The organism is Pseudomonas fluorescens (assembly GCF_000968015.1).
Lineage (GTDB): Bacteria > Pseudomonadota > Gammaproteobacteria > Pseudomonadales > Pseudomonadaceae > Aquipseudomonas > Aquipseudomonas fluorescens_W.
The window spans coordinates 83,343-105,112 of sequence record NZ_LACH01000047.1 but is presented as its reverse complement, the minus strand read 5'-3'; the positions used below and the strand labels follow the sequence as shown (position 1 = coordinate 105,112).

Here is a 21,770-nt window from a genome sequence, read left to right as displayed (position 1 = left end):
TTATTGCATCAATGGCCCCTGACGGCTGAGGCAGGCGAGCAGGCACGTGGGGTCGAGGACTTCTTCGTTCACGTAGACACCGCGTTGCTGATCGTAGGAGCGGATGAACACGCGAACCGTGGCATCCGCTACCGTCGGCAATCTTGAGTCGTAGAACACATGCTGACTCGAAATGGGGATGAAGTCCTGAGGTGCTGTCGGGATGTACGAGCCGGGCGGCACCGTGCTCAGTGACGGTGGCACGGGGTGAGCGAAGGGTTGGTCGGCCCCGTAGTAGTTGAACCCACTGCTGTAATCGGTAGTGGGTGTCAGGCTGTCGTCCGCGTAAGCACCGGTTGTGGTGATCAGGCAGAGGGCGAGCAGTAGCCTCGGATCAGTTGTTTTCATGGCAGCACCTGCGAAATCGGTTTTTCCCGCAATTCCCCAAGGTCATTAACTATAGCTCCCGTACGAGCGCGCGTTCGCCATGCGCGGAATACAAGATTTGAACAAAGACTCAATGGGGTTTTTCAAAACGCTGATCTAGGGGGCGTTCTCAATTAGTTTCCACACCGCGCCGGGTCTGCTGTTGCGCAGGGCAAGGCGCGAGAAGCGTGGTTTGGTCATTCCAACTAAGCTTCGAGCAACGCAGCCCTGCACAACAGCAGGCCCGGCGCTTCGGGTTGTGCCTTAAAGCGGGCCAGGCTGCGTTGCAGGCCTTGGAAAGGGAACAACCATTCCCAGCGGCCTGCGCCTTGCCTGGCCCGCTTTAAGGCGACAACGCGGCGTGGAAACTAATTGAGAACGCCCCCTATACTCGTGCCGGTCAATCAAGACCCCAGTCTGGAGCGCGCAAAGGAAATGCCGACAAAAGAAAAAGCCATCGCCAGCAACCGCGATGCCTGGAATGACTCCGCCCGACACCACAAAGACACCCCCGAATGGCAGGCCCGTTTGACGGCTGTGGGTGACAGGGATTTTTGCTGCATGGACGACACCCTCCGAGGTTTGCTGGAACACGTGGGTGTCGACGGCAAGGACGTGGTGCAACTGGGCTGCAATAACGGCCGCGAAAGCCTTTCGTTGTTTGCGTTGGGTGCCCGAAGCGTCGTAGGCGTCGACCAGTCCGAGGCCTTTCTCGATCAGGCGCGGGAACTGACGTCACGCTCGCCCCATGCGCCTGAGTTCATCGAGGCAGACATCCATCACTTGCCGCCTGAACTTCATGGCCGCTTCGACGTGGCCCTGATCACCATCGGCGTGTTGAACTGGATGCCGGACATCGGCGAATTCTTGCGCCACGTCGCGCAAACCCTCAAGCCCGGTGGCAGCCTGGTGGTGTACGAAACCCATCCCTTCCTCGAAATGTTCGACCCCGAGTCCGCCGATCCGTATCGGCCGGACAGCTCGTACTTTCGCAGCGAACCTTTCGTGCAGGACCAACCGATCGTCTACGAAGGCAAAGTCGATCGGCAGACGGCTCCGTCCTACTGGTTCGTCCACACCCTGGGCGCCATCTTCACCGGCGCCATCGACGCCGGATTGCAGATCAGCCACTTCAAGGAGTACCCGCATTCCAACCGCGAGGAGCTTTATGATCGGTATGAGCAGCAAACGGCGCAGTTGCCGTTGTGTTTTACGTGGGTGGCGGTGAAGACCTAAAGCCGCGTCGCCTGCATCGCGAGCAGGCTCGCTCCCACATTTGACCTCCATGAGACACAGATTGTGTGTACGACGAAAATCTACTGTGGGAGCGAGCTTGCTCCGGGCGGCGTTCCGACGATGAACGATAACGCGGTGCCGCTACCGTCCGCTATCCTTGCTCCACGCACATCGAACGGTTTCCCCCATGCTTTCGGTCCAAGGCGTCTTCAAAAGCTACGCCACTCCCCAGGGCCCATTAGCGGTTCTGCAAGGTGTCGACCTCACCTTGAAACCCGGCAGCAGCCTGGCGTTGATGGGGGAGTCGGGCAGTGGCAAGAGCACCTTGCTGCACCTGATTGCCGGACTGGACAAGGTTGATCGCGGCAGCATCCGCAGCGGCGAACATCGGCTGGAGCAGATGAACGAAGGGCAACTGGCGAACTGGCGGCGGACCGAAATCGGCCTGGTGTTTCAGCAGTTCAACCTGATCGGCAGTCTGCGCGTGGAGGACAACCTGGCGTTCCAGGCACGACTGGCGGGGCGCCATGATCCGCGCTGGCAGGCGCATCTGGTGCAACGTCTGGGCTTGGCTGATTTGCTGCGGCGTTATCCGGAACAGCTGTCCGGCGGCCAGCAGCAACGGGTCGCGCTGGGCCGGGCCCTGGCGTCGCAGCCAAAACTGCTGCTGGCCGACGAGCCCACCGGCAGCCTCGATGAAGCCGCCAGCGATGAGGTCTTGAAGTTGTTGCTGGAGTTGCTCGACGACAGTCCCACCACCTTGTTGATGGTCACCCACAGCCCACGCGTTGCCGCGCGCTTGGCCGAAAAAGTGGTGCTCCACGGTGGCCGTCTGGCTGGCGCGGACGAGCGCTGAGGTGCGGGTCTTTCGCGAGACGCTGCGGGCGCTGCTCAGTCATTGGCGGCAGCATCCGGTGCAGTTTTTCAGTGTGTTGACCGGGCTCTGGCTCGCCACCAGTCTGCTGACCGGCGTGCAGGCGCTGAACAGCCAGGCGCGCGAAAGCTATGCCCGGGCCAGTCAGTTGATCGGCGGCGAACCCCAGGCCAGCCTCAGTTCACCCAGTGGTGCAACCTTTTCCCAGCACGTGTTTGTCGATCTGCGTCGTGCGGGTTGGCCGGTGTCGCCGGTCCTGCAAGGCCGGGTGACGCTCAAGGGTCACGAAGACCAGCGTTTGCAGATGATGGGGATCGAGCCGGTGTCGCTGCCCGCCGGTTCCTCAGTGGCCGGGCAGGGGTTGGCGATTGAGCAGGTTGTCGAGTTTTTCAGCCCGCCGGGCAGTACCTGGATTTCGCCGCAGACGTTGCAGGCACTGGGTCTGCATGAAGGCGAACGCCCGCTGCCTTTGAGTGGTCAGGCCTTGCCGCCGCTGCATGCCCAACCTGATATGGCCCCCGGTGTGTTGTTGGTGGACATCGGCTTCGCCCAGCAGATTCTGGGCCTGCCGGATCAGCTGTCGCGCCTGCTGCTGCCGAAGGGTTTCACCGCGCCGCTGCCTGAGCAATTCAAGGGGCAACTGCAGCTCAAAACCAGCGGCGAAGAGAACAATTTGTCGCGCCTCACCGAAAGCTTTCACCTGAACCTCGATGCGCTGGGTTTTCTTTCATTCGTGGTCGGCCTGTTCATCGTCCACGCCGCGATCGGCCTGGCGCTGGAGCAACGTCGTGGCTTGCTCAGAACCCTGCGCGCCTGCGGTGTCAGTGCACGGATGCTGATTGCCTGTCTGGCGGTTGAACTGGGTGGGCTGGCGTTGATCGGCGGACTGGTCGGCGTCGCCAGCGGCTACCTGCTGGCCAGCGTGCTGTTGCCGGATGTCGCCGCGAGTCTGCGCGGGTTGTACGGCGCCGAAGTGGCGGGGCAGTTGAGCCTCAGTCCGTGGTGGTGGCTCAGCGGCGTCGGCCTGAGTCTGTTGGGCGCGTTGTTGGCGGGGGCCAACAGTTTGTTGCGGGCCGCGCGCCTGCCTTTGCTGGCCCTGGCCGACCCGCAAGCCTGGCATCAGGCTCACGCGCGCTGGTTGCGGCGCCAAGGTTGGGTTGCTGCGATTGCTGCGGTGATCGCACTGCTGGCGTTGATCTTTGGCGACAGCCTGAGCAGTGGCTTCGTGCTGATGGCGGCACTGTTGATCGGCGCTGCGCTGGCGTTGCCGGTGGTGCTCAACTGGGTGTTGAATCGGGTGCTGCATCGCAGTCGCTCGGTGCTCGGCCAATGGTTTCTCGCCGACTGCCGTCAGCAACTGCCGGCCCTGAGCCTGGCGCTGATGGCGCTGTTGTTGGCACTGGCGGCGAACATTGGCGCGGGCAGCATGACGGCCGGTTTTCGTCAGACCTTCAGCGATTGGCTCGAACAACGCCTGACCGCCGAACTCTACGTTAATCCGCAAAATCCGGCCCAGGCCAGAGAGCTGCAAACCTGGCTCAAGCAGCAACCCGGACTCACGGCGGTGCTGCCCAACTGGCAAGTGTCGATCCAGTTGCAAGGCTGGCCGGCGGACGTCTTCGGCGTGATCGATCACCCGACGTATCGCCAGCATTGGCCGCTGCTGGAAGCCTTGGGCGACAACCCGTGGGACCGACTGGCCAAGGACGATGCGCTGATGCTCAGCGAACAACTGGGCCGTCGGCTGAAGGTGCGCCTTGGCGATAACCTGACGATTCCGACACCGAACGGCGCCTGGTCGCCACGGATCGTCGGCATCTACGCCGACTACGGCAATCCCAAGGGCCACATGCTGGTCAACGTCAACCATCTGCTGCGCGGCTGGCCGCAGCTGACACCCAGCCGTTTCAACCTGCGCATCGACCCGACGTTGATCCCTGATTTCCTGACCGCGCTGCAAACCCGCTTCACGCTGGAGGACAGCCGCATCGTCGACCAGGCCCGGCTCAAGGGCTGGTCCACGCAAGTGTTCGAACGCACCTTTGCCGCGACCGCCGCGCTCAACAGCCTGACCCTCTGTGTGGCGGGCGTGGCGCTGTTCATCAGCCTGTTGACGCAAAGTCAGAGCCGCCTGGGGCAACTCGCCCCCCTGTGGGCGCTCGGCGTGACTCGCCGGCAACTGATGCTGCTCAATCTCGGGCAGACCTGGTTGCTGGCGGTGCTGACCCTGGTGCTGGCGTTGCCATTGGGGATCGCGTTGGCGTGGTGCCTGGACACGGTGATCAACGTCCAGGCCTTCGGTTGGCGCTTGCCGCTGCGGGTGTTTCCGCTGCAGCTGTTGCAGTTGATGGGGCTGGCGCTGTTGGCGACTTTACTGGCGTCGGCGTGGCCGCTGTACTCGCTGTACCGCACGCAACCGGCGGATCTGCTGAGGACGTTTGCTCATGAAGATTAAGGTCGGTGTGTTGCTATTGGCGTTATTGAGCGGGTGCGATAACTCGGCGCCTGTTGAGAAAGGCTTCGCCGGGCTGGGTCATCAGGCCGCCGCGTTCACCCCGGTGGTGCCCGGTCGGGTGTTCAGCTTTCCGGCGGATCACGGTCCTCATGACGGTTTTCGCATTGAATGGTGGTACGTCACCGCCAACCTCAAGGACGATCAGGGACGCGAGTTCGGCGCGCAGTGGACGCTGTTTCGCAGCGCCTTGAAAGCGACGCCCGAAGTGGCCGGCTGGGGTAATCAAATCATCTGGCTTGGCCACGCGGCCGTGACATCGGCGACGGTGCATCACGCCGCCGAGCGTTACGCCCGTGGTGGCGTTGGTCAGGCTGGCGTGAGTCTCGAACCGTTCAACGCGTGGATCGATGATTGGCGTTTCAGCAGTCAGGGTTCCGAGCCTATGGCGCAGCTTCAACTCAGCGCCCGGGACAAGGATTTTGGCTATCAACTGCGGCTGACCTCCACACGTCCTTTGGTGCTTCAGGGCGACAAAGGCTTCAGCCAGAAATCCGAACAGGGGCAGGCGTCGTACTACTACAGTCAGCCGTTTTTTCAGGCCAGCGGCACACTGGATATCGACGGCAAAACGTATCAAGTCAATGGTCCGGCCTGGCTCGACCGCGAATGGAGCAGCCAACCCCTGACCGCCAACCAGACCGGCTGGGACTGGTTTTCCCTGCACCTCGACAGCGGCGAACAGGTGATGCTCTACCGCATGCGGCAGAAGGACGGCGCGCCTTACCTCACCGGCACCTGGATCGACGCTCAAGGCCAGACGCAGTTGCTGCACGCCACCGACATCAGCCTCACACCGCAAGACACCGCCAAAGTCGCCGGACGTTTGATGCCGGTGCGCTGGTCGATCAAAATCCCCGACAAACACCTCGACATCACGATCAGCGCCCTTAATCCCAATGCCTGGATGGATTTGCGCATACCGTATTGGGAAGGTCCCGTGCAATTCAGCGGCGGGACGGGCTACCTCGAAATGACCGGCTACTAACCCCCTGTAGCAGCTGTCGAGTGAAACGAGGCTGCGATCCTTTGACCCTGCTTCTCACCAAATCCCCCGGAACTCCAAACGGTGCGCAAGCCTCTACCGTTAGAACGCCCAGCAGGAGCTCACTCATGAGCGAAGACCTAAAACCCCCCGACCTCGATGCCTGGCAGCGCCTGTTCGAAGACAAGGCCTACTGGCAACAATCCCCCGACGCCCATTACGCCGAACTGCTGCGGGTGGCCGACGACTTGCTGGGGCAGGGCGCCATTGACCTGGAACAGTGGCAAGCCTTGAAGGCCCAGGCCGATCAATCCCATAAAGACTCGCCTGCCGTGAACGTCGCCCAAGAAGTCGACGATCCCGAGGCTTGAGGAGCGCTCCAAGAAACTTCGAACACTCCCTGATCAGCGTCTATGCTCATTTGCGCAGAGGGCGCCGAACGGTGGTTCAGCGCTCGTTGCTGCCTCCAATTCACAGGGAATGTACCGCTTATGAAACTTCACACACTGACCAAAGCCATCACCCTCGCAACGCTGCTGTCTGCCGCCAGCCTTAGCGCCATGGCTGCGGACATCCCGCTGTCTGCCGTTGTGGAGGCGGATCAGGTCACCACCAAAGTTGTCTCGGTCGATGCTGCCAACCATCAGGTCGTCCTGGAGGGGCCGGAAGGTCGTCAGGTCCATGTGCAATTGACCGACAAGGCCAAAAACCTCGGCAACTTGAAAGTCGGCGACCAAGTCGATGTCAAGGTGACTAGCGCTGTCGCCGCCTACCTCGACACCGATGTCGACAAAGGCCTGCCAGGCACCGTCGAACGCGCTGGCGAAGTCCGCGCAGCCCCCGGCAGCGACAACCCGGGCGGCGAAGCCTACCGTCAGGTGCAGGTCCAACTGAAAATCACCAAAATCGACCTGAAGAAAAACCAGGTAACCTTCGAAAACCCCGCCGGCCAGTCCAAGACCGTTGACGTCGTAAGACCTGAAGTTCAAGCGAAATTGAAAGACCTGAAAGTTGGACAGAGTGTCGTTGTGACCTATACCGACATATTGACAGTGACCAGCAAGCACTGAAGTTGAGTATTAGCTCTATATGTTGATTGTTCTTGTACAACTTTTCTGTATAAGAGTAATCAGTTTTAATGGTCTAACTGGTGAGTTTGCGGGTTTGTAAATTTGTATTTGGGCCGACATTTAATCAAATGTTGTTTCGATAAATTTCATGTTCATGTACGCGGACATATTCGAAGACTTCAATTAAAATACTTCCCGTTCGCCCAGTGTCAGGGCTCTTTACCGGTGCATGGATTGCCAGGCCATTACACTGGGCGAACACCTTCTCGGCGTGCGATACACACCTGCAGCAATACGTTAAAATGCGCGGTATTTTGCAGATCAAGGAAGAAAACGGCAGCCGCCGTTCTGACACGGATGAAACCACTCTCTCTCTACCACCCGGCGCTCTACTGGCTCCGCGTGTGGCAAAAAAGACTGTTCCGGCAATTGGCCTGGCGCTTCTCCCGCAAGCAATACGCTGTTTCGCTGAACACCGTTTCCCGCTTGCCATTTCGCTACCTCAAGCACACCTCCAAACTGATCCGCAAACTCGGCAACTCCGATCTTGCCCTGCAACACAACAAAGTCATCAACCTGAAACTGGCCGTCGCTTCGATGGACGGCGTCATCATCGGTCCTGGCGAATATTTTTCATTCTGCCGCCTCGTGGGTCGACCCACCCGCAAACGCGGTTATGTCGAAGGCATGGAGCTGTCATTTGGTGAAGCACGCAGCGGCATCGGCGGCGGGATCTGCCAACTGAGCAACCTGATTCACTGGATGGCGATCCACTCGCCGCTGGTCGTGGTTGAGCGGTCGAACCACAGCTTCGATCCCTTTCCTGACGACGGGCGGGTCCTGCCATTCGGGTCCGGGGCTGCGATCTTCTACAACTACATTGACCTGGTATTGCATAACCCGACCGAACGCCATTTTCAGTTGAAGCTCAATGTCGCGGAGCAACAGTTGGAAGGGGAGTTGTTGTGCGATCAGGTGAGAGAGTTTCGATATCACGTTTATCAACTTGGGCATCGGTTTGTGCGAGACGGTGGGCGGGTTTTTCGCGAGAACGAGATATGGCGGGAGATCAGGAGCAAGGGGCAGGAGAGTGAGGTGTTGAAGAGTGAGCGGCTTTATAAGAATCGGGTGGTGGTTAAGTATGAGGTTGAGGAAGGGTTGCTGAGTTGAAGGGTATAAAAAAACGGTTGATCGATAGATCGCTCGTTTTTTAACGCAAAGTCGTGCAAAAGCGCGCCATCGTCATAGAGGCATCGGCTTGAGATCTGCGCAGATCATAAGTATTCGACATGGCTCAAACGATCCAGGCGTTCGAGGCTCTTATCAATCTTCACTTTCATCGGTTTCCCGGTATGCGAGTCGAAGTCTCCGGTTTAACATTGATGGGATTTCTCAGGGACAGATTCATTTTAAAGTGCAGTAGTATATCTTTCCCTTATTCTCTATTCTCTGAGAGTTTAGTCTTGATATTCAAAGCTTCCTTGGTATGTAAAGAGATTATTTCTGATTTTAGTGTTTTTGGGGGTGTCCGAGAAGGAGCAGTCGTAGATTGCAACTATGGTGTCTATAGGCGCTTCGGTCAGAGGGGTGTTTTTATTTTTCATGTCAGACGCGATGTCAAGGTCGTATGAACACCCGTCAATTGCATCAATTAGAGAGTTTGTTGGCTCGATTTTATCTGCTTCGACAGTGTCATCGTCAACAAAACCAAGTGAGAAAGCCTTGCTGAACTCAGAGCCAAGAAAGTCTCCGTCGTCAGAATACTCTGGGCTCATCACATCTCGAAGCGTAGACGGTTCCCAATCGGTGTTCGCCGTCCAAATAGAAACGATTTTTTTCGAGCCCATTTTTTGCTTCCTCAATTTTTTAGTCCTGAAGGCAGAGCATCGGCGCAGCGAACAAAAGGGGACAGATTTATTTTCGTGATTGCGTGGAAAATAAATCTGTTCCATTTTTTTAGTCCCGTTTTTTATTTTGTTGTCGAAAGATACCACCTGACAAACTCAAAAAAACCACTCCACTTTGGAGGAGTTAGGCCAGATACGAAGTCTTCTCGTTGAGCTAAGCCGAAGTCCCAAACGCCACCGCTATTCTTGTCGAGTAAATAACCTCCTTTACCTTGCAAGGAGGTGAAGCCTATGTAATTTTCTGGTAGCTCCCACATGTCGTGAATGAACTCAGTCCCCATCAGAATCTGCTCTATGGGCTCGGATATGTCAAAAATGTATTCGTCAGATACAGAGCTCTGAAAATTAGCAGGTAGGTAATTTATATAAATACTACCGAACTCGCTGTCTGGAGCGACCCCAAGTGTTTCAAGAGCGCTTATAGCCAGGTCCTTGTCGGTTCTATGTATGTTGCCTGGCTGCTTTTCTATCAGGCTAACTAAGTCTTTGGGTATCATTTGTTTACCTCGGCTGCGCGCCCCCTACAACATTGAGGAACCTCTTTGTCAAATAGCTTTCTGTCTACAGGTGCCAGCATAGAAAATAAATCCGCCCCCTTTTCCTTTACTCTTTTCGTCGAAGGCCGGTCAGGTATTCAAGTGTGAAGAAAGGGCTCGGCTACTCGTAAAGTCCTTTAGATGAATCCAGAGCGTTTAGCAGTTCCTCTTCAGATATTGAATATTGACTAAGGTTGTCTGTATCTAAATCCCCCCATTCCTGTTCATCTTCGATTTTCAGGAGCAGCAGTGGAAGTTTCTTTTGACTGAAGAAGGTAATTATGTCGCGAATGTCTTTTTCGCGCTGAACATGGTCATTTCCGTAAAGATTACATGTGTAAAAAAAGCCTCTATCACCCATGGCAAGTTTTTTTTGTGAGCCCACCAGTGACATCTTAAATCGTTGGTGTAGAAATTTTGCAGCTTTGAGGTCATCAGAAGGGGGTGCAGAAGCAATACTAATCTTGGTCATGGCTCAAAAATCCTCAGGAACCAACAACAAAAGGGGACAGATTTATTTTCGTGACTGCGTGGAAATAAATCTGTCCCCTTTTGTTCAATTTTTTTATAGGTCCATAAAGCTGTCGCGCTCATTATAATGTTTTATGGCTTTTAGTATTTCCTCATTTGTAGCAGATTTTTTTTGCTTCAGTACGTTGAATGTAACATCTTCCAAAAGCTCATCGGTAAACCAAAATTCGAGATTATTTTGAGTAATGTTCTCTGGGAAAATCTCTTCATCGTCATCGGTGATCTCCGAGTATTCATCAATCACGCAGTCGGTTTCCAGAGTCGCTTTGTCCGATGATCCTTTTCCATAAACACAATAGGTAAGGGTTTTCTTCTGTGTTTTTAAAAAATCGATTAGATCGGCAAGCTTGATAGTTTTATTGTATTTCATCGTTAATATTCACAACCAAAAAGGGGCACGCTTTTTTCTAATGCGCTGCCCAAAACGACGGGCAAGAGACCCCAAACAATCGACTGTTCTAGCTTAAGCATTTAATTTAATAAAGCTGTCATTTTCGAAGTAGAAAATAAATGCTTTGTAAGCGTTATCCAAATCATACCAGGCGCTCTGCTCTTGTAGGTTTTTTATGATGGACAATAGGTCGTCGCAAAGTAACACATACCTGTAATTGATTTTCGACATGGCTACTGGATTGTCATCCACATCACAATCTTCGTAATTGTCCGGGTTTTCGATAATTGCTTCGCAATTCAGACCCCATTCTTCTTTATTTTTTGGTAAATAAAGTGCGTCTTCCCAGTCTAGGTTCGCAACATCAGAAAGAACATCAGCAAATTTTATCTTTTTCATTTGGTTCGTCATTTGTTTTCGACCGCCTAGCCAAAGCTTCCCTTTGTTTTCTGACTGAATGTTTTTTTCACTGACTGTCCTGACTTAATATCGATATACGCTGAGCGAACCAACTTTCGCGTTCAACGTCAGGACAAATTCCTCTTCGGATGTGAACCCCGACGTTTCCAGAAAGTCCAGAAACCACTCCACGTCCAGCGCCGCGAATATCGCCAGCCACTCAGGTCTTTTCGCTTTGCAAGCCGGCATTGCTGTCCCAACCAGTCCATGACCCTTGCCTTCAAAAAACAAGAAGTAAGCTTCGTCGTAGCAGTAGCCTATCAACTTGGGCCAATCAGAACTATGGGGCTGCTGCGGTACAAGATCCTTTTCCGCAATCACGTAGTAACTGCGGACTTTGTGGGGCTGTGGGGCAGGGCGGTTGTCAGAAAGCCAGATCAGACATTGGGTTGCTTTGTCGGTGTCATCCATCCAGGCCGATTCTTTCTTGTCCAACTCAGTCATTGTCCCCGCCGCGTCTGCGCGATAAAACATCAGCCAACCGTCTCGACCTTCGTTGACGATTAAATAGGTGCGCCCATGGCCTTCGACGGTTAGCGACCAACAGCCAAAATAGTCTCGTTGATCTGAGTAATCAGTGATGGTGAGTCCGGCACGTTGAACAGCGTTTTGCAGATCGGGGTAAGGCATGCGGTGGAATCCTGTCCGGGGTGAAAGCGCTGGTTGAAGGACCAATAGGGGGTACCAACGTTTCTCTGGGGCAGTGGCTGTAGAGAACTAAAAGGAGCCAAAAGGGGACAGATTTATTTTCGTGTTTGCGTGGAAAATAAATCTACGCTCGTTGTTCGTCCCCCTTTTTTTCCTCAACTATGAAGCCCTCTATTCGCTCCACAAGTTAACAAAATCATCGAAGCTATTAGCAATAAAGTAAACGTTGCGCGAGTTTGTATCAAAAATCTCAACAGTGATTGAGAACGTTTTAAAATTCAGGCAAACCAGGTAACCACCTGCATCCCTTGCTATAGGGACCATTCCTTTGGGAAGGCCAAGGGGTCTTCCTGCCCCTAAATACCATGTGATGGTATACGGGGTCACAACAGGCGAGAAAGAAAAGAACTCGCTTATGCAGGTTTCTTCATTACCATATGAAAATGAAGATATTTCTGGAGAAGCTTCATTGGAGTATGTGACTAGATTCAAAAATGATTCTGGAAAAACTACACCAAGTAGTTTTTGTACTTGGAAAATCGTATCGCAATCAACTGAAGATCCTGGATCAATCCCATAAGAATTCCAGTCGAATTTCATATATGGCTCCCTTGCAGTGAATAAATCTACGCCCTCTTTTTGGAGGCGATGGAAACATGCACAAAAAAGGGACACATTTATTTTCGTGGTTACATAGAAAATAAATTAGTCCCCTATTTCCGGGTTTTTTTGTTTAGAAAAAAATCTATCTCAGTTTTTCTTCTCTTTTTTTTCTTGATGTCAGCTACAGTTTTTCTAGATCAAAACTGCAACCATTTGTCTTTATTTCAGACAGAAATTGGTTAAGGCTAATCACAGGCTTGCCAGCATTTTGGTTGGCGTACTCTCTACGTAGAAGTCTGAACAGTTCGCCGATTGTTTTTTTGTTTCTTTCGCTAAGGTTCGCTATTAAGTCAAAGCTGTCTTCGGGCATGAACGATGTATCATTTCGCATTAGATAGTAACAGCTTATATTTAACAGCAAGGAGTCCGCATCTTCGTAGCGGATCTGCAGTGATGTTAAATATTTACTGAATACGTCAAGTAGTATTTTGTTTGGGCTTTCTTTAGATTTTAGATATCCGCAGAGACCTTGCCAGTTGTTTATATAGAGATGATCTCCCCAATCAGGGTCTCGGGAGAAATATTGTCCTTGACCTTTAAAGAACTCGGAGGGCTCATTGTTTTCTAGTGCGATCTGAAATTTGGTTTTCATTGAGGTTTTTCCCAGTCCTCAAATTGGTTTGAACCAAAAAGGGACAGATTTATTTTCGTGATTGCGTGGAAAATAAATCTGTCCCCTTTGTTTCTATTCTCTGAGAGTTTAGTCTTGGTATTCAAAGCATCCGCGGTATGTAAAGAGATTATTTCTGAGTTTAGTATTTTGAGGGGGGGCCGAGAAGGAGTAGTCGTAGATTGCAACTATGGTGTCTATAGGCGCTTCGGTCAGAGGGGTGTTTTTATTTTTCATGTCAGACGCGATGTCAAAGTCGTATGAGCACCCGTCAATTGCATCAATTAGAGAATTTGTTGGCTCGATTTTTATCTGCTTCGACAGTGTCATCGTCAACAAAACCAAGTAAGAAAGCCTTGCTGAACTCAGTGCCAAGAAAGTCTCCGTCGTCAGAATACTCTGGGCTCATCACATCTCGAAGCGTAGACGGTTCCCAATCGGTGTTCGCCTTCCAAATAGAAACGATTTTTTTCGAGCCCATTAGTTGTTTCCTCAATTTTTAGTCCTGAGGGCAGAGCATCGGCGCAGCGAACAAAATGGGACAGATTTATTTTCGTGATTGCGTGGAAATAAATTTGTCCCCTTTTTCTTTTTTTCTTAATTGTTTTGGCTTAGTCGCATTGAGTAAGAATATATACGTTGTTGTCAAAAGCCTTTGAGGGTTGGCCGAAAAAGTACGTTTCATTTTGATTGAAGAAGAAGTAATTTCTTTTTTTTCTGTCTTTTTCGCCGCCAAATATATTAATTTCTTTTTGTGGTGGGGCTGCGTCTGTAATGTCAAAAGCCTGGTCGCGTTTTACTTGGAGTAGAAAATCGAGACTTTCACCTTCGTAAGTGGACGGAGCTTCGTCTTCAAGTATCCATTTTGGAGGTAGACCAGCCCAGCCAAAGATTTCTCCATTTTCTTGGGTGGAAAACTCTAGATGTTGAAGTTTTATGCGGGAGGCTATATTTAATGTTTTAGCTGTTTCTGTTTTAAATAAATATGTTTTGAAAAGCTTTTGATATGTTCTTAAAAAGCCGTTTGGAATAATTGCATTCTTTAGGTCCGTACTAAGCATTTCGGGTATCGTAAGATTTTCATCGGATTCATCTGTAGCACTGAAAAAGCTTAACGTGTAGCCGCTGAACGCGTGCGTGGCAGGGAACTCAATGGTAAAGAAAAAAGTTAGTGGTACGTCGCTTTTACTTTTCGGCGCATCTACTCCTGATGGAAGTACAGGATTACCACCAATGTACGAGTTTGTTTTGATGTCTGTTTTGACTATAAACATTGGTAGTGTCCTTTAGTTATCAAATTCTTTGGTGAGCTTTGTGCCGTCTGAGAATGTAATTTTATAGATCAATTTGTACGGGCGAGTGTCTTGCCCTTCATAAACTGCAGTCAAGCGGGCGCTAGCGCTGACGTCATTTTCAGTTATATGTTCTGCAACACCTTTTTCGAACACTCTAAATTGTCCCCGGTTTACTGATGGCGCTTGAGGGAAAATGTTGTCCAGCACCGTCCCTGGTCCACCTAGCTTGTTCCCTCTCGCATGTCCTGCGTCATCAGTTGCGTTCCCAAGCTCTCTTGCATGATCCCGAGCGGCTTGATTCGTCGCGCTACCCGTTCCTATGTCATCCGGAGTGACATCAAACTCCCAGTCTGTGATTCTGCCTTGTGCATCTCGAGTGACTTTGGGGCAATTTCCAACTCCGCAGGCCAACCCCAACGGATCCACCCACCCCGTAGGGTTAGGCACGTACTGGTAGTTGTTCAACCCACCTGCAAGCTTGATCGGATCCGGCGTCAAATACCGCCCAGTTCCCGGATTGTAGTAGCGATGCCGGTTGTAATGTAAGCCCGTTTCCGCATCGAAGTACTGACCCTGGAAGCGCAGCGGGTTGTCGATTTCCGCAATGTCGAGGGTGGCGAGGTTGCCGTAGGCGCGGTATTTCGCCGACCACATGATCTCGCCGCTGTAGTCGGTGAGTTCCTGCGGGGTGCCGAGGTGGTCGAGTTGGTAGTAGAACGGCTCGGCTTTTAGCGGGCCTTCGCCATCGAGCATCGCCAAGGGGCGGAAGGTGCCCGGCTCGTAGATGTAGCTGCGATAGCGGTTGTCCGCGCTTTCGGCGATGAGGCGTTCGCCTTGCCACAGGAATTCCGTGGTTTGACCATCGACGGTTTTGGCGATTCGACGGCCGAAGGCGTCGTACTTGTAGCTTGCGATGCTGCCACCCGGGAGGCTGACTCCGATCAATCGGTGCTGGCAGTCGTAACGGTATTCGGTGACAAGCTTTTGCCCGGTGCCGCGGCGTTCGCGGATCTGGTTGCCGTAGGCGTCGTAGTCGTAATGGCGGTCGCCCTGCATGAGCAGGCGGTTGCCTTTGACGTTGGCCAGGTTCGAGGTTGGCTGGTCGCCTTGACCCAGGAGGTTGCCCGCGGGGTCGTGGGCGAAGCTTTCCGGGGTGGTGCCACGGACGTTGATCAGGCGATCGAGCGGGTCGTAGTGGTAGCTGCGGTTGCCTTTGCGACTGTCGTCGATGCCGGCGAGGTTGCCGTTTGCGTCGTAGGCGTAGCGGCGCTGGAACAGGTTCCGGTCTTGCTGACTGACGCTGTGGGCTTGCAGTCGGCCTTGTTCGTCGTACTGGTATTGGCTGAGCAACAGACCCTGTTGACGCTGCTGTTCGCGTCCGGCGCTGAACTGGTGAGTGGTCAAGCGCGAGCCATTGAGGTCGATACTGCTCAGGCGACCGCCGGATTGGTGGCGGTAGTCGAGTTTGCTGCCGTCGGGGAGACGGCAGTGGCTCAATTGGCCGAGGTTGTCGTATTCGTAACGCGTGATGCCCCAGCCCTGGTGTTCGGTGATCAGACGGTCTTGCAGGTCGTATTCGTAGGCGAGGGGCCAGTGGCCGTCGTCGACGCTCACGAGGCGACCGAGGGCGTCATAGCTGTAGTGAATCTTCTCGCCATCGGCCAGGGTTTTCACCAGCAAGCGGCCAGCGGTGTCGCGTTGGTACTCAGTGAGCAGCTCACTGCCGTCGTCGCCGAACTCGGTTTTCTTCAGCAACTGACCTTTGAGGTCGTATTCGTAAGCGGTACGTCGACCGTCGAAACCGGTTTCCTGCTGGATGAGACCATTAGGGTAATAGTCGAGGTGGTAGTGCTCGCCACGTTGGTTTTCGATCTCGCTGAGCAGCAGGCGCGAGTTGTCGTAGCGATAGCGCAGCTGGCTGCCATCCGGGTTGATGCGGCGGCTGACCAGGTGCAGGTTATCGGCGTATTCGAAGCGGGTGACGCGACCCAGTTCATCACGTTCGGCGGTGACTTTGCCGTAGGCGTTGTAGGTGAACGCACGGGTTGCGCCACCGGGCAGGGTAATTTGCGCGAGGCGGTTCGCCGCGTCCCATTGGTATTGAGTGATTGCGCCGCTTTCGTCCTGGCGAGTGATTTGCCGACCAAGCGCGTCATAGCGGTACTTGCGCTGACCGCCATCCGGTAGCTGTTCTTCGAGCAGTTGGCCTAGGTTGTTCCAACCCAGCTGATGACGGCTGCCGTCGGGGTGGCGGATTTCCAGCAGACGGCCCTGACGGTCGTAGTTGTAATGGGTCGAATTGCCGTCCGGGTCGATTTGTTCGGTGATGTCGCCTTGGTCGTTGCGCCAGTATTTCCAGGTCGCCGGCCCACGGTTCACAACGCGGACGAAGCCGTGGTAGTACTCGTAGGTAGTCGGTGCATCTTCCGGTGGAATGACCGCCACCAGTCGGCCGGCGTCGTTGTACTGGTATTCGGTGACGGCGCCGAGTGGGTCTTTTTCGGCGATCAGGCGGCCCTTGTCGTCGTAGGCCTTGAGGTGTTCCGCACCGTCCGGATCGACTTTGGCAACCAGTCGAGCCTTATCGTCGTGGGTATAGACCTCTTCGCTGCCGTCAGCGTTGGTAACCGTGACGCTGCCTTTGTCATCCCAGGCGTAATGCGCGTCCATCTGCGAGAAGCTTGCCCAGTGATGGATGCAGCGCGCCGACTTACCTTCTTTTTCCCATTCCCAGTAGAAACTGGCGCCGCCGGCCAGTTGACGCTCGAGAATGACGTTTTGGTCGTTGTAGGCATAACGCTCGGCTTCACCAGCAGCGTTTTTGGCTTCGATCAGGCGGTGCTGGGCATCGTAGCCATAGGTGACCAACGTCTGGATGGTGCTCCAGGCATCTTCCAGATTGTCTGCCGGGCTGAACTGCTGATAGTCGATGGCGACGATGTGTTTTCGATCGTAACGCACGAGGAGGGCGCGACCGGCACCGTTATCGACACGTTTGATTCGATCGTGGATGTCACGAGTAATGTGCAGGCGATTGCCATAATCGTCACTGATGGCAATCAGCGTCGCGCCTTTGGTGTTGTAGCGGAAATGGTAGAACTGGGTGCGTTCACCGGCTTGGGTGAGGATCAGTTCGGAGGGATCCTCACCGAGGAAAATCGCCGCTTCCGACAGGCTGTTGGTAATAGCTGGGCGCTGCACACTTGGCAACGGGAATGTGGTGACGCGGTTTTCGTGGTCGGTCCAGATCACCTCGTCGCCGTTGATGTCGACGCGTTGCGCGAGGGCGTGGCTCCAACCGTAGCCGAGGCCGCAGTCGATTTCCGCAGCGCTGGTGCGATAAAGGCGCGTCCAGCTGAAGGGCAGCAGGCCGCCGAGTTCGCCGTCGGTCAGGGTCAGCAGTTCTTCGCCAGTGACCATCGATACGGGGCAGCCATTGGTGCAGGTTTTCTTGGCGCATGTGGCGCTTTTGTCGTCAGGTGTTTTCGACTGAGTAGAAACGTCGTCGATCTTTTCCTTTGGCTCCAGAACGAATTGTTTTTCTGCTTTCTTACGAGCAAATACAGAGGCGTTTTTCTCCAGCAGGGTAGGCGTGTCGCTGGTGATCGGCACTGGACCTTTGGCGGTTGCCTTCGTCGCTTGTTCGATTTTCAGTGCGGCCTTTTTGGCGGCATTCATCGGTACGCCTTGCGCGCTAGCAACAAGGGGTTTCACGGTTTCACCGTGAGCCTTCAAGGCGTGTCCCTTACTCGTCGCCAACAGTTTTTCGGCAAACTCTTGCAGCATTTGTACTGCGGTACCCGATTTGACTTTGACCAAGGTTTTTGTGCCAACACGAATCGCCAGCCCGACGCCACCGGAAAGACAGATCCCCAGCACCACGTTGATCAGAAAGGAAGTGCTGATGGCGGTAATCACTTCCACACAGACTTGCGGCGGCAACATGCCGACCCACGCGACAATGGCCGAGAGATAGATGAACATCAGCGGCTCGTCGCTGAGAATCAGCAGCCCGGTAGCAATGGCTTCTTTCGATGCTGAATAGAGTTTTTTTACCTCGTCTTCATCCAGGTACTGGAGAAGTTTCTTCGCATTGTCGACGGGGTGGGCTAATAATTCGAATAGGCTTTTGATGTCATCCCAGAGACCCAGAAGCGCTTTCTCAAGACTATCAAGTGCGGACTTCACCAAAATGACCGAGCGACCCGTCCGGTCAGCTGCCGTGTAGCTCGCCCATTGCGGCTGGAACTTACCCGACCACTCGCTTTTCAACCAGCCGTCAAGATTTCCGATAACACCCTGGTACGAGGCGTACAGCGCCTTGACGTTGCTTTCAGACACGTTCGGGAAAAAAGTAATGCGGTACATCTGACCCGGCTTGCAGCCTTTGATGACTTCAATACCGCTCGGACCGATATTTGCGGGAATCACCGGGCCGACAACATCGTATCCGCCGAACATCGCTTTTTTGACGGGTTCGAGCTTGACCGGCGTATTGCCAATGGGAACGTACCGCGCGCTTTCAAACATGTGGATCAGCGTGAAATCACCCATCAACGGACAGGTGGCGTAGGTTTCAACGGGGCCTGTCTTGGTCTTGCGCTCAGTGACGCTGACTTCGTTGCCCACTTTGAACTTTTGATCTACATCCATTGCCCAGCCAGTCCAGAAGCCGTCGGCCCAGGTCTTGTAGTCGCTCAGGCAATTATTGAAATCCTTGAGGATGACATTCACGTCAGGCGTCTTGGCGTCCAGGACTTGAAGGACCAATTTACCGATGGGATCAATCATGACGTGACTTCCTTTGTCAGCTCAGCAGCAAGACGCTCTGCCATATCTTCTGTATTGGATTGTTGGCGCACGAAGCGCTCGACCTTGTGGCGCAAGTTACTTTCGGGGAAGGCGAAGAACAGTTCCGGGCAATCTTCTCCCAACCACTGCATCAGGTTGTCGACGACGGTGGTGTGGTCTTTTTCCGCCAGCGTGTCGACTAACTTCTGCGGCACCTCCCACCACGGCCAGGCCTTGGCCGGCGGCACTCCTCTCGGTCCCACTTCCAGTGTCTGGCCATTGATCAGGTAGCGGTCGAACACTGGCAAAACCTCTCCCGCGCCAGCACCCAATCCTTCAAGAATCGGGAAGATATGCCGCCCATCCCAGAACCGAAAAAACACCTCGGTGCCATCGGGCATGCGCACTTGAGTCAAACTGCGAAGATGTTCGAAGACCACGTCCGGGGTGCTGGTGGACACCGCCAGCCAGCCCCAATCCTGAGCGTCGGTTTCAGCAATCCACTGAAGGAAACCGGCGTTGGGTTTCAGCTCGGCGAGGTAGGGCATCACTGGCTGCCAATCGGCGTACGGCGTGCCGCTCCAGATCGGGATCAGTTCCGGTGCCATCTCCTGCTGGTAGAAGGCCTTCAGTGGCTCGGCATCGCTCGCCGCACTGACAATCAAATAGAGACGTTCATTAGCCTGCAACGGCCGTTCCGCCAGCCAATCCTGCGGGGTCAAAAGATCAGATCGCACAAGCACCTGCCTTGCATTTTTCGCACTCTTCACAGAACGGCGCGTTGCGTTTGAGGGTGTTGATCTGCGCCGGGGTCAGGACCGCACCGGCCTTGTCGGCGTCGGCCTGCTTCAGCACGCCGGGCATCAGTGGCGCCGCGCCGGTGCCGTTGCCGGGGCTGCCACCCGAGTTCACGTTGATCACCGGCCCGCTCAGGGTCACGCCGCTGCCGTCGATCTTGATGAAGCTGCCGCCGCCCTTGAGGGTCAGTTCACTGCCCGCTTCGAGCACGACTTTCATGCCGCTGCTCAGGTGGATTTCCTGGCCGGCTTCGATGAATTGGCCAGTGCCGACCTTGATGTGCTGGTTGACGCCCACAGTGAGGTGGTCGTTGGCGCGGGTTTCGACTTTGCGGTCGGCGTAGACGGTGTGGTGTTCTTCGGCCTTGAATTCGCTGTAGCTGTTTTGCTCGACGGTGTCGTGGCGTTCGTTGCCGACGCGGATTTTCTGGTCGTGTTCGACGTTTTCGTCCCAGTCGCGCTGGGCGTGCAGGAAGATTTGTTCCTGGCCCTTTTTGTCTTCGATGCGCAGTTCGTTGTAACCGCCGCCACCGGGGGAACTGAGGGTTTTGAAGGTGCTGCGGGTTTTGTTCGCCGGCAGGGCGTACGGGACGACGTTTTCCTTGTGGTACAGGCAGCCGCTGATCAGCGGTTGGTCGGGGTCGCCTTCGAGGAAGGTGACAAGCACTTCCATGCCGATGCGCGGGATGGCGATGCCGCCGTAGTGGGCGCCGGCCCAGGCGGAGGAGACGCGCAGCCAGGAGCTGGTCTTGTCGTCGGCCTGGCCTTCGCGGTCCCAGTGGAATTGCACTTTGACGCGACCGTATGGGTCGCAGTGGATTTCTTCACCTTTTGGCCCGGTGACCACGGCGCTTTGGCTGCCGAGGATGCGCGGTTTCTTTTGCGTCAGGGGCGGGCGGTTCGGCACGTCCCACGGGGTGGCCTGGAAGCGGTTGCGGTAGCCCTGGTGGAAATCGCCTTTCAGATTGGTGGTGTCGCTGGTGACCGACTCTTCCAGCACTTGCGGCTGTTTGCCTTCGTGGAGGATTTCGGTGAGCAGCCACAGGTCGTTCCATTTGGCTTTCGGGTGTTGGGTCAGGGCCAGGAAGTGGCCGCTGACCAACAACGGCTGATCGCTTTTGCCTTCGGCGAGCTGGAAGTCACTGCGGTGACGTTCGAGGGCGCGTTTGGCCAGGTGCTTGCCGCGTTCGCGGTCGATGAAGCGGCCGGGATAGTCGTAGTCTTCGAGGTCGGGCAGGGCGTCGCCACGGTTTTCGCTTTCCAGGGTCAGGCGCGGTTTTTCGAAGTCGTAGTCGCGGCGGGTGGTGCGGCTGGTGCGGGTTTCCAGGCGCAGGTCAAAGCGCTTGATCACCGGGTCGTTGGCGACCATGCCGGAGTCTTGCTGGTAGGCCACAGGGGAGAGTTTCGGGAACACCGTCTGGTCATCGCCGAACACCAGTTTGTGGGCGGTGGCGCTGTGCTGAAAGTGGTAGTGGATACCTTCTTCCTCGCACAGGCGCTGGATGAATTGCAGGTCCGATTCATCGTACTGAACGCAGTAGATGCGCTCGGGATAAATCGCCCCGACTTTGAATTCGTAGGCATTGCTTTGGATGCCGTGCTCTTCGAGGACGCTGCCGATGATTTTCGGCACGGTGAGGTTCTGGAAGATGCGTTGGTTGATGCGGTGCGCCAGGTAAGACAGTTGCGGGCGCAGGGTCACCGCGTAGCGGGTCAGGCGTTTGCCGGAATCACCCTGGGCGGCGCGGTAGATCTGGCCATGTATGCCGCTGCCGTCAGGCGAGAGCTGCAAAAAGGCCGGTTTGTGCAGCAGGGTCTCGAGGTCCAGGGACGGCTGTTCACTGACCAGCTCCACCTCAAACACAAAAGGCTGGCTGATGGCTTCCCGACCTTGCAGGGAAAAAACCTGGAAGTCGCTGGAAAGACCTTCGATGGTCAGGGCAAAGTGAGTTTGATTGGCCGGCGCGAACATCCCTTGTTCCTCGTGCAGTGCAGCGGCGCTCGCCGGCACCCGTGCAGGGAGCTTGCGGACGCGAAAATTCTGGAAGGGCGAAAACAAC

Annotated in this window: 21 protein-coding genes; 7 read left to right on the top strand and 14 right to left on the bottom strand. The window is 54.7% G+C overall.

Features of this window, described 5'->3' with window-relative positions; all coding sequences use genetic code 11:
- On the bottom strand, positions 1–387 hold the full coding sequence (locus tag VD17_RS20745; protein ID WP_046055422.1) for a hypothetical protein: 387 nt from the start codon (positions 385–387) through the stop codon (positions 1–3).
- A 453-nt stretch (positions 388–840) separates the two neighbouring features.
- Here VD17_RS20745 and VD17_RS20740 point away from each other — a divergent pair, with 453 nt between their 5' ends.
- From VD17_RS20740 to VD17_RS20710, 7 genes are all read left to right on the top strand, one after another.
- A complete protein-coding gene (locus VD17_RS20740; RefSeq protein ID WP_046055421.1) occupies positions 841–1,641 on the top strand; it encodes a class I SAM-dependent methyltransferase in 801 nt (266 codons plus the stop codon).
- A gap of 187 nt (positions 1,642–1,828) precedes the next feature.
- Positions 1,829–2,497, top strand: coding sequence for an ABC transporter ATP-binding protein (locus VD17_RS20735; protein WP_046055420.1), 669 nt, complete (start codon positions 1,829–1,831; stop codon positions 2,495–2,497).
- Between the two features lies 1 nt (position 2,498).
- Positions 2,499–4,970, top strand: coding sequence for an ABC transporter permease (locus VD17_RS20730; RefSeq protein WP_046055464.1), 2,472 nt, complete (start codon positions 2,499–2,501; stop codon positions 4,968–4,970).
- Positions 4,960–6,015, top strand: coding sequence for a lipocalin-like domain-containing protein (locus tag VD17_RS20725; RefSeq protein ID WP_046055419.1), 1,056 nt, complete (start codon positions 4,960–4,962; stop codon positions 6,013–6,015). The genes VD17_RS20730 and VD17_RS20725 overlap by 11 nt, the downstream gene beginning before the upstream one ends.
- A 125-nt stretch (positions 6,016–6,140) precedes the next feature.
- The gene (locus tag VD17_RS20720) at positions 6,141–6,383 is read left to right on the top strand and encodes a hypothetical protein (protein WP_046055418.1); all 243 of its coding nucleotides are present in this window, start codon (positions 6,141–6,143) and stop codon (positions 6,381–6,383) included.
- 120 nt (positions 6,384–6,503) lie between these two features.
- The gene (locus VD17_RS20715; RefSeq protein WP_046055417.1) at positions 6,504–7,082 is read left to right on the top strand and encodes a hypothetical protein; all 579 of its coding nucleotides are present in this window, start codon (positions 6,504–6,506) and stop codon (positions 7,080–7,082) included.
- A gap of 357 nt (positions 7,083–7,439) precedes the next feature.
- Complete coding sequence (locus tag VD17_RS20710) at positions 7,440–8,252, top strand: VanW family protein (protein ID WP_046055416.1); 813 nt, start codon at positions 7,440–7,442, stop codon at positions 8,250–8,252.
- Positions 8,253–8,539: 287 nt separating this feature from the next.
- Here the strand turns inward: VD17_RS20710 and VD17_RS20705 are convergent, their stop codons facing one another.
- The 13 genes from VD17_RS20705 to tssI all read right to left on the bottom strand — a co-directional run bounded on the left by VD17_RS20705 (position 8,540) and on the right by tssI (position 21,682).
- On the bottom strand, positions 8,540–9,034 hold the full coding sequence (locus VD17_RS20705; protein WP_259674587.1) for an immunity 22 family protein: 495 nt from the start codon (positions 9,032–9,034) through the stop codon (positions 8,540–8,542).
- A 17-nt stretch (positions 9,035–9,051) separates the two neighbouring features.
- On the bottom strand, positions 9,052–9,486 hold the full coding sequence (locus VD17_RS20700) for a hypothetical protein (protein WP_046055414.1): 435 nt from the start codon (positions 9,484–9,486) through the stop codon (positions 9,052–9,054).
- Between the two features lie 160 nt (positions 9,487–9,646).
- Positions 9,647–9,997 carry a hypothetical protein gene (locus VD17_RS20695; RefSeq protein ID WP_046055413.1) on the bottom strand — a complete coding sequence of 117 codons (351 nt, stop codon included), beginning with the start codon at positions 9,995–9,997 and terminating at the stop codon, positions 9,647–9,649.
- A gap of 93 nt (positions 9,998–10,090) precedes the next feature.
- Positions 10,091–10,426, bottom strand: coding sequence for a DUF7716 domain-containing protein (locus tag VD17_RS20690; RefSeq protein WP_046055412.1), 336 nt, complete (start codon positions 10,424–10,426; stop codon positions 10,091–10,093).
- Positions 10,427–10,519: 93 nt separating this feature from the next.
- Complete coding sequence (locus VD17_RS20685; protein WP_259674586.1) at positions 10,520–10,846, bottom strand: DUF7716 domain-containing protein; 327 nt, start codon at positions 10,844–10,846, stop codon at positions 10,520–10,522.
- 84 nt (positions 10,847–10,930) lie between these two features.
- Positions 10,931–11,536, bottom strand: coding sequence for a hypothetical protein (locus tag VD17_RS31280; protein WP_052962725.1), 606 nt, complete (start codon positions 11,534–11,536; stop codon positions 10,931–10,933).
- Between the two features lie 189 nt (positions 11,537–11,725).
- Positions 11,726–12,154, bottom strand: coding sequence for an SMI1/KNR4 family protein (locus tag VD17_RS31755; protein WP_080932047.1), 429 nt, complete (start codon positions 12,152–12,154; stop codon positions 11,726–11,728).
- 184 nt (positions 12,155–12,338) lie between these two features.
- Entirely contained in the window at positions 12,339–12,809 is a 471-nt protein-coding gene (locus VD17_RS20675) for a hypothetical protein (protein ID WP_046055410.1), read from the bottom strand.
- Positions 12,810–13,107: 298 nt separating this feature from the next.
- Entirely contained in the window at positions 13,108–13,308 is a 201-nt protein-coding gene (locus VD17_RS32685; protein WP_259674585.1) for an immunity 22 family protein, read from the bottom strand.
- 130 nt (positions 13,309–13,438) lie between these two features.
- Positions 13,439–14,101: a hypothetical protein gene (locus VD17_RS20665; RefSeq protein ID WP_046055409.1), complete on the bottom strand. Its 663-nt coding sequence runs from the start codon at positions 14,099–14,101 to the stop codon at positions 13,439–13,441.
- 12 nt (positions 14,102–14,113) lie between these two features.
- Entirely contained in the window at positions 14,114–18,913 is a 4,800-nt protein-coding gene (locus tag VD17_RS20660; RefSeq protein WP_046055408.1) for an RHS repeat-associated core domain-containing protein, read from the bottom strand.
- A complete protein-coding gene (locus VD17_RS20655) occupies positions 18,910–19,650 on the bottom strand; it encodes a DUF4123 domain-containing protein (RefSeq protein WP_046055407.1) in 741 nt (246 codons plus the stop codon). The genes VD17_RS20660 and VD17_RS20655 overlap by 4 nt, the downstream gene beginning before the upstream one ends.
- Positions 19,640–21,682 (bottom strand): type VI secretion system Vgr family protein, encoded by a 2,043-nt coding sequence (gene tssI / locus VD17_RS20650; RefSeq protein ID WP_046055406.1) that lies wholly within the window; start codon positions 21,680–21,682, stop codon positions 19,640–19,642. The genes VD17_RS20655 and tssI overlap by 11 nt, the downstream gene beginning before the upstream one ends.
- Positions 21,683–21,770: the final 88 nt, after the last annotated feature.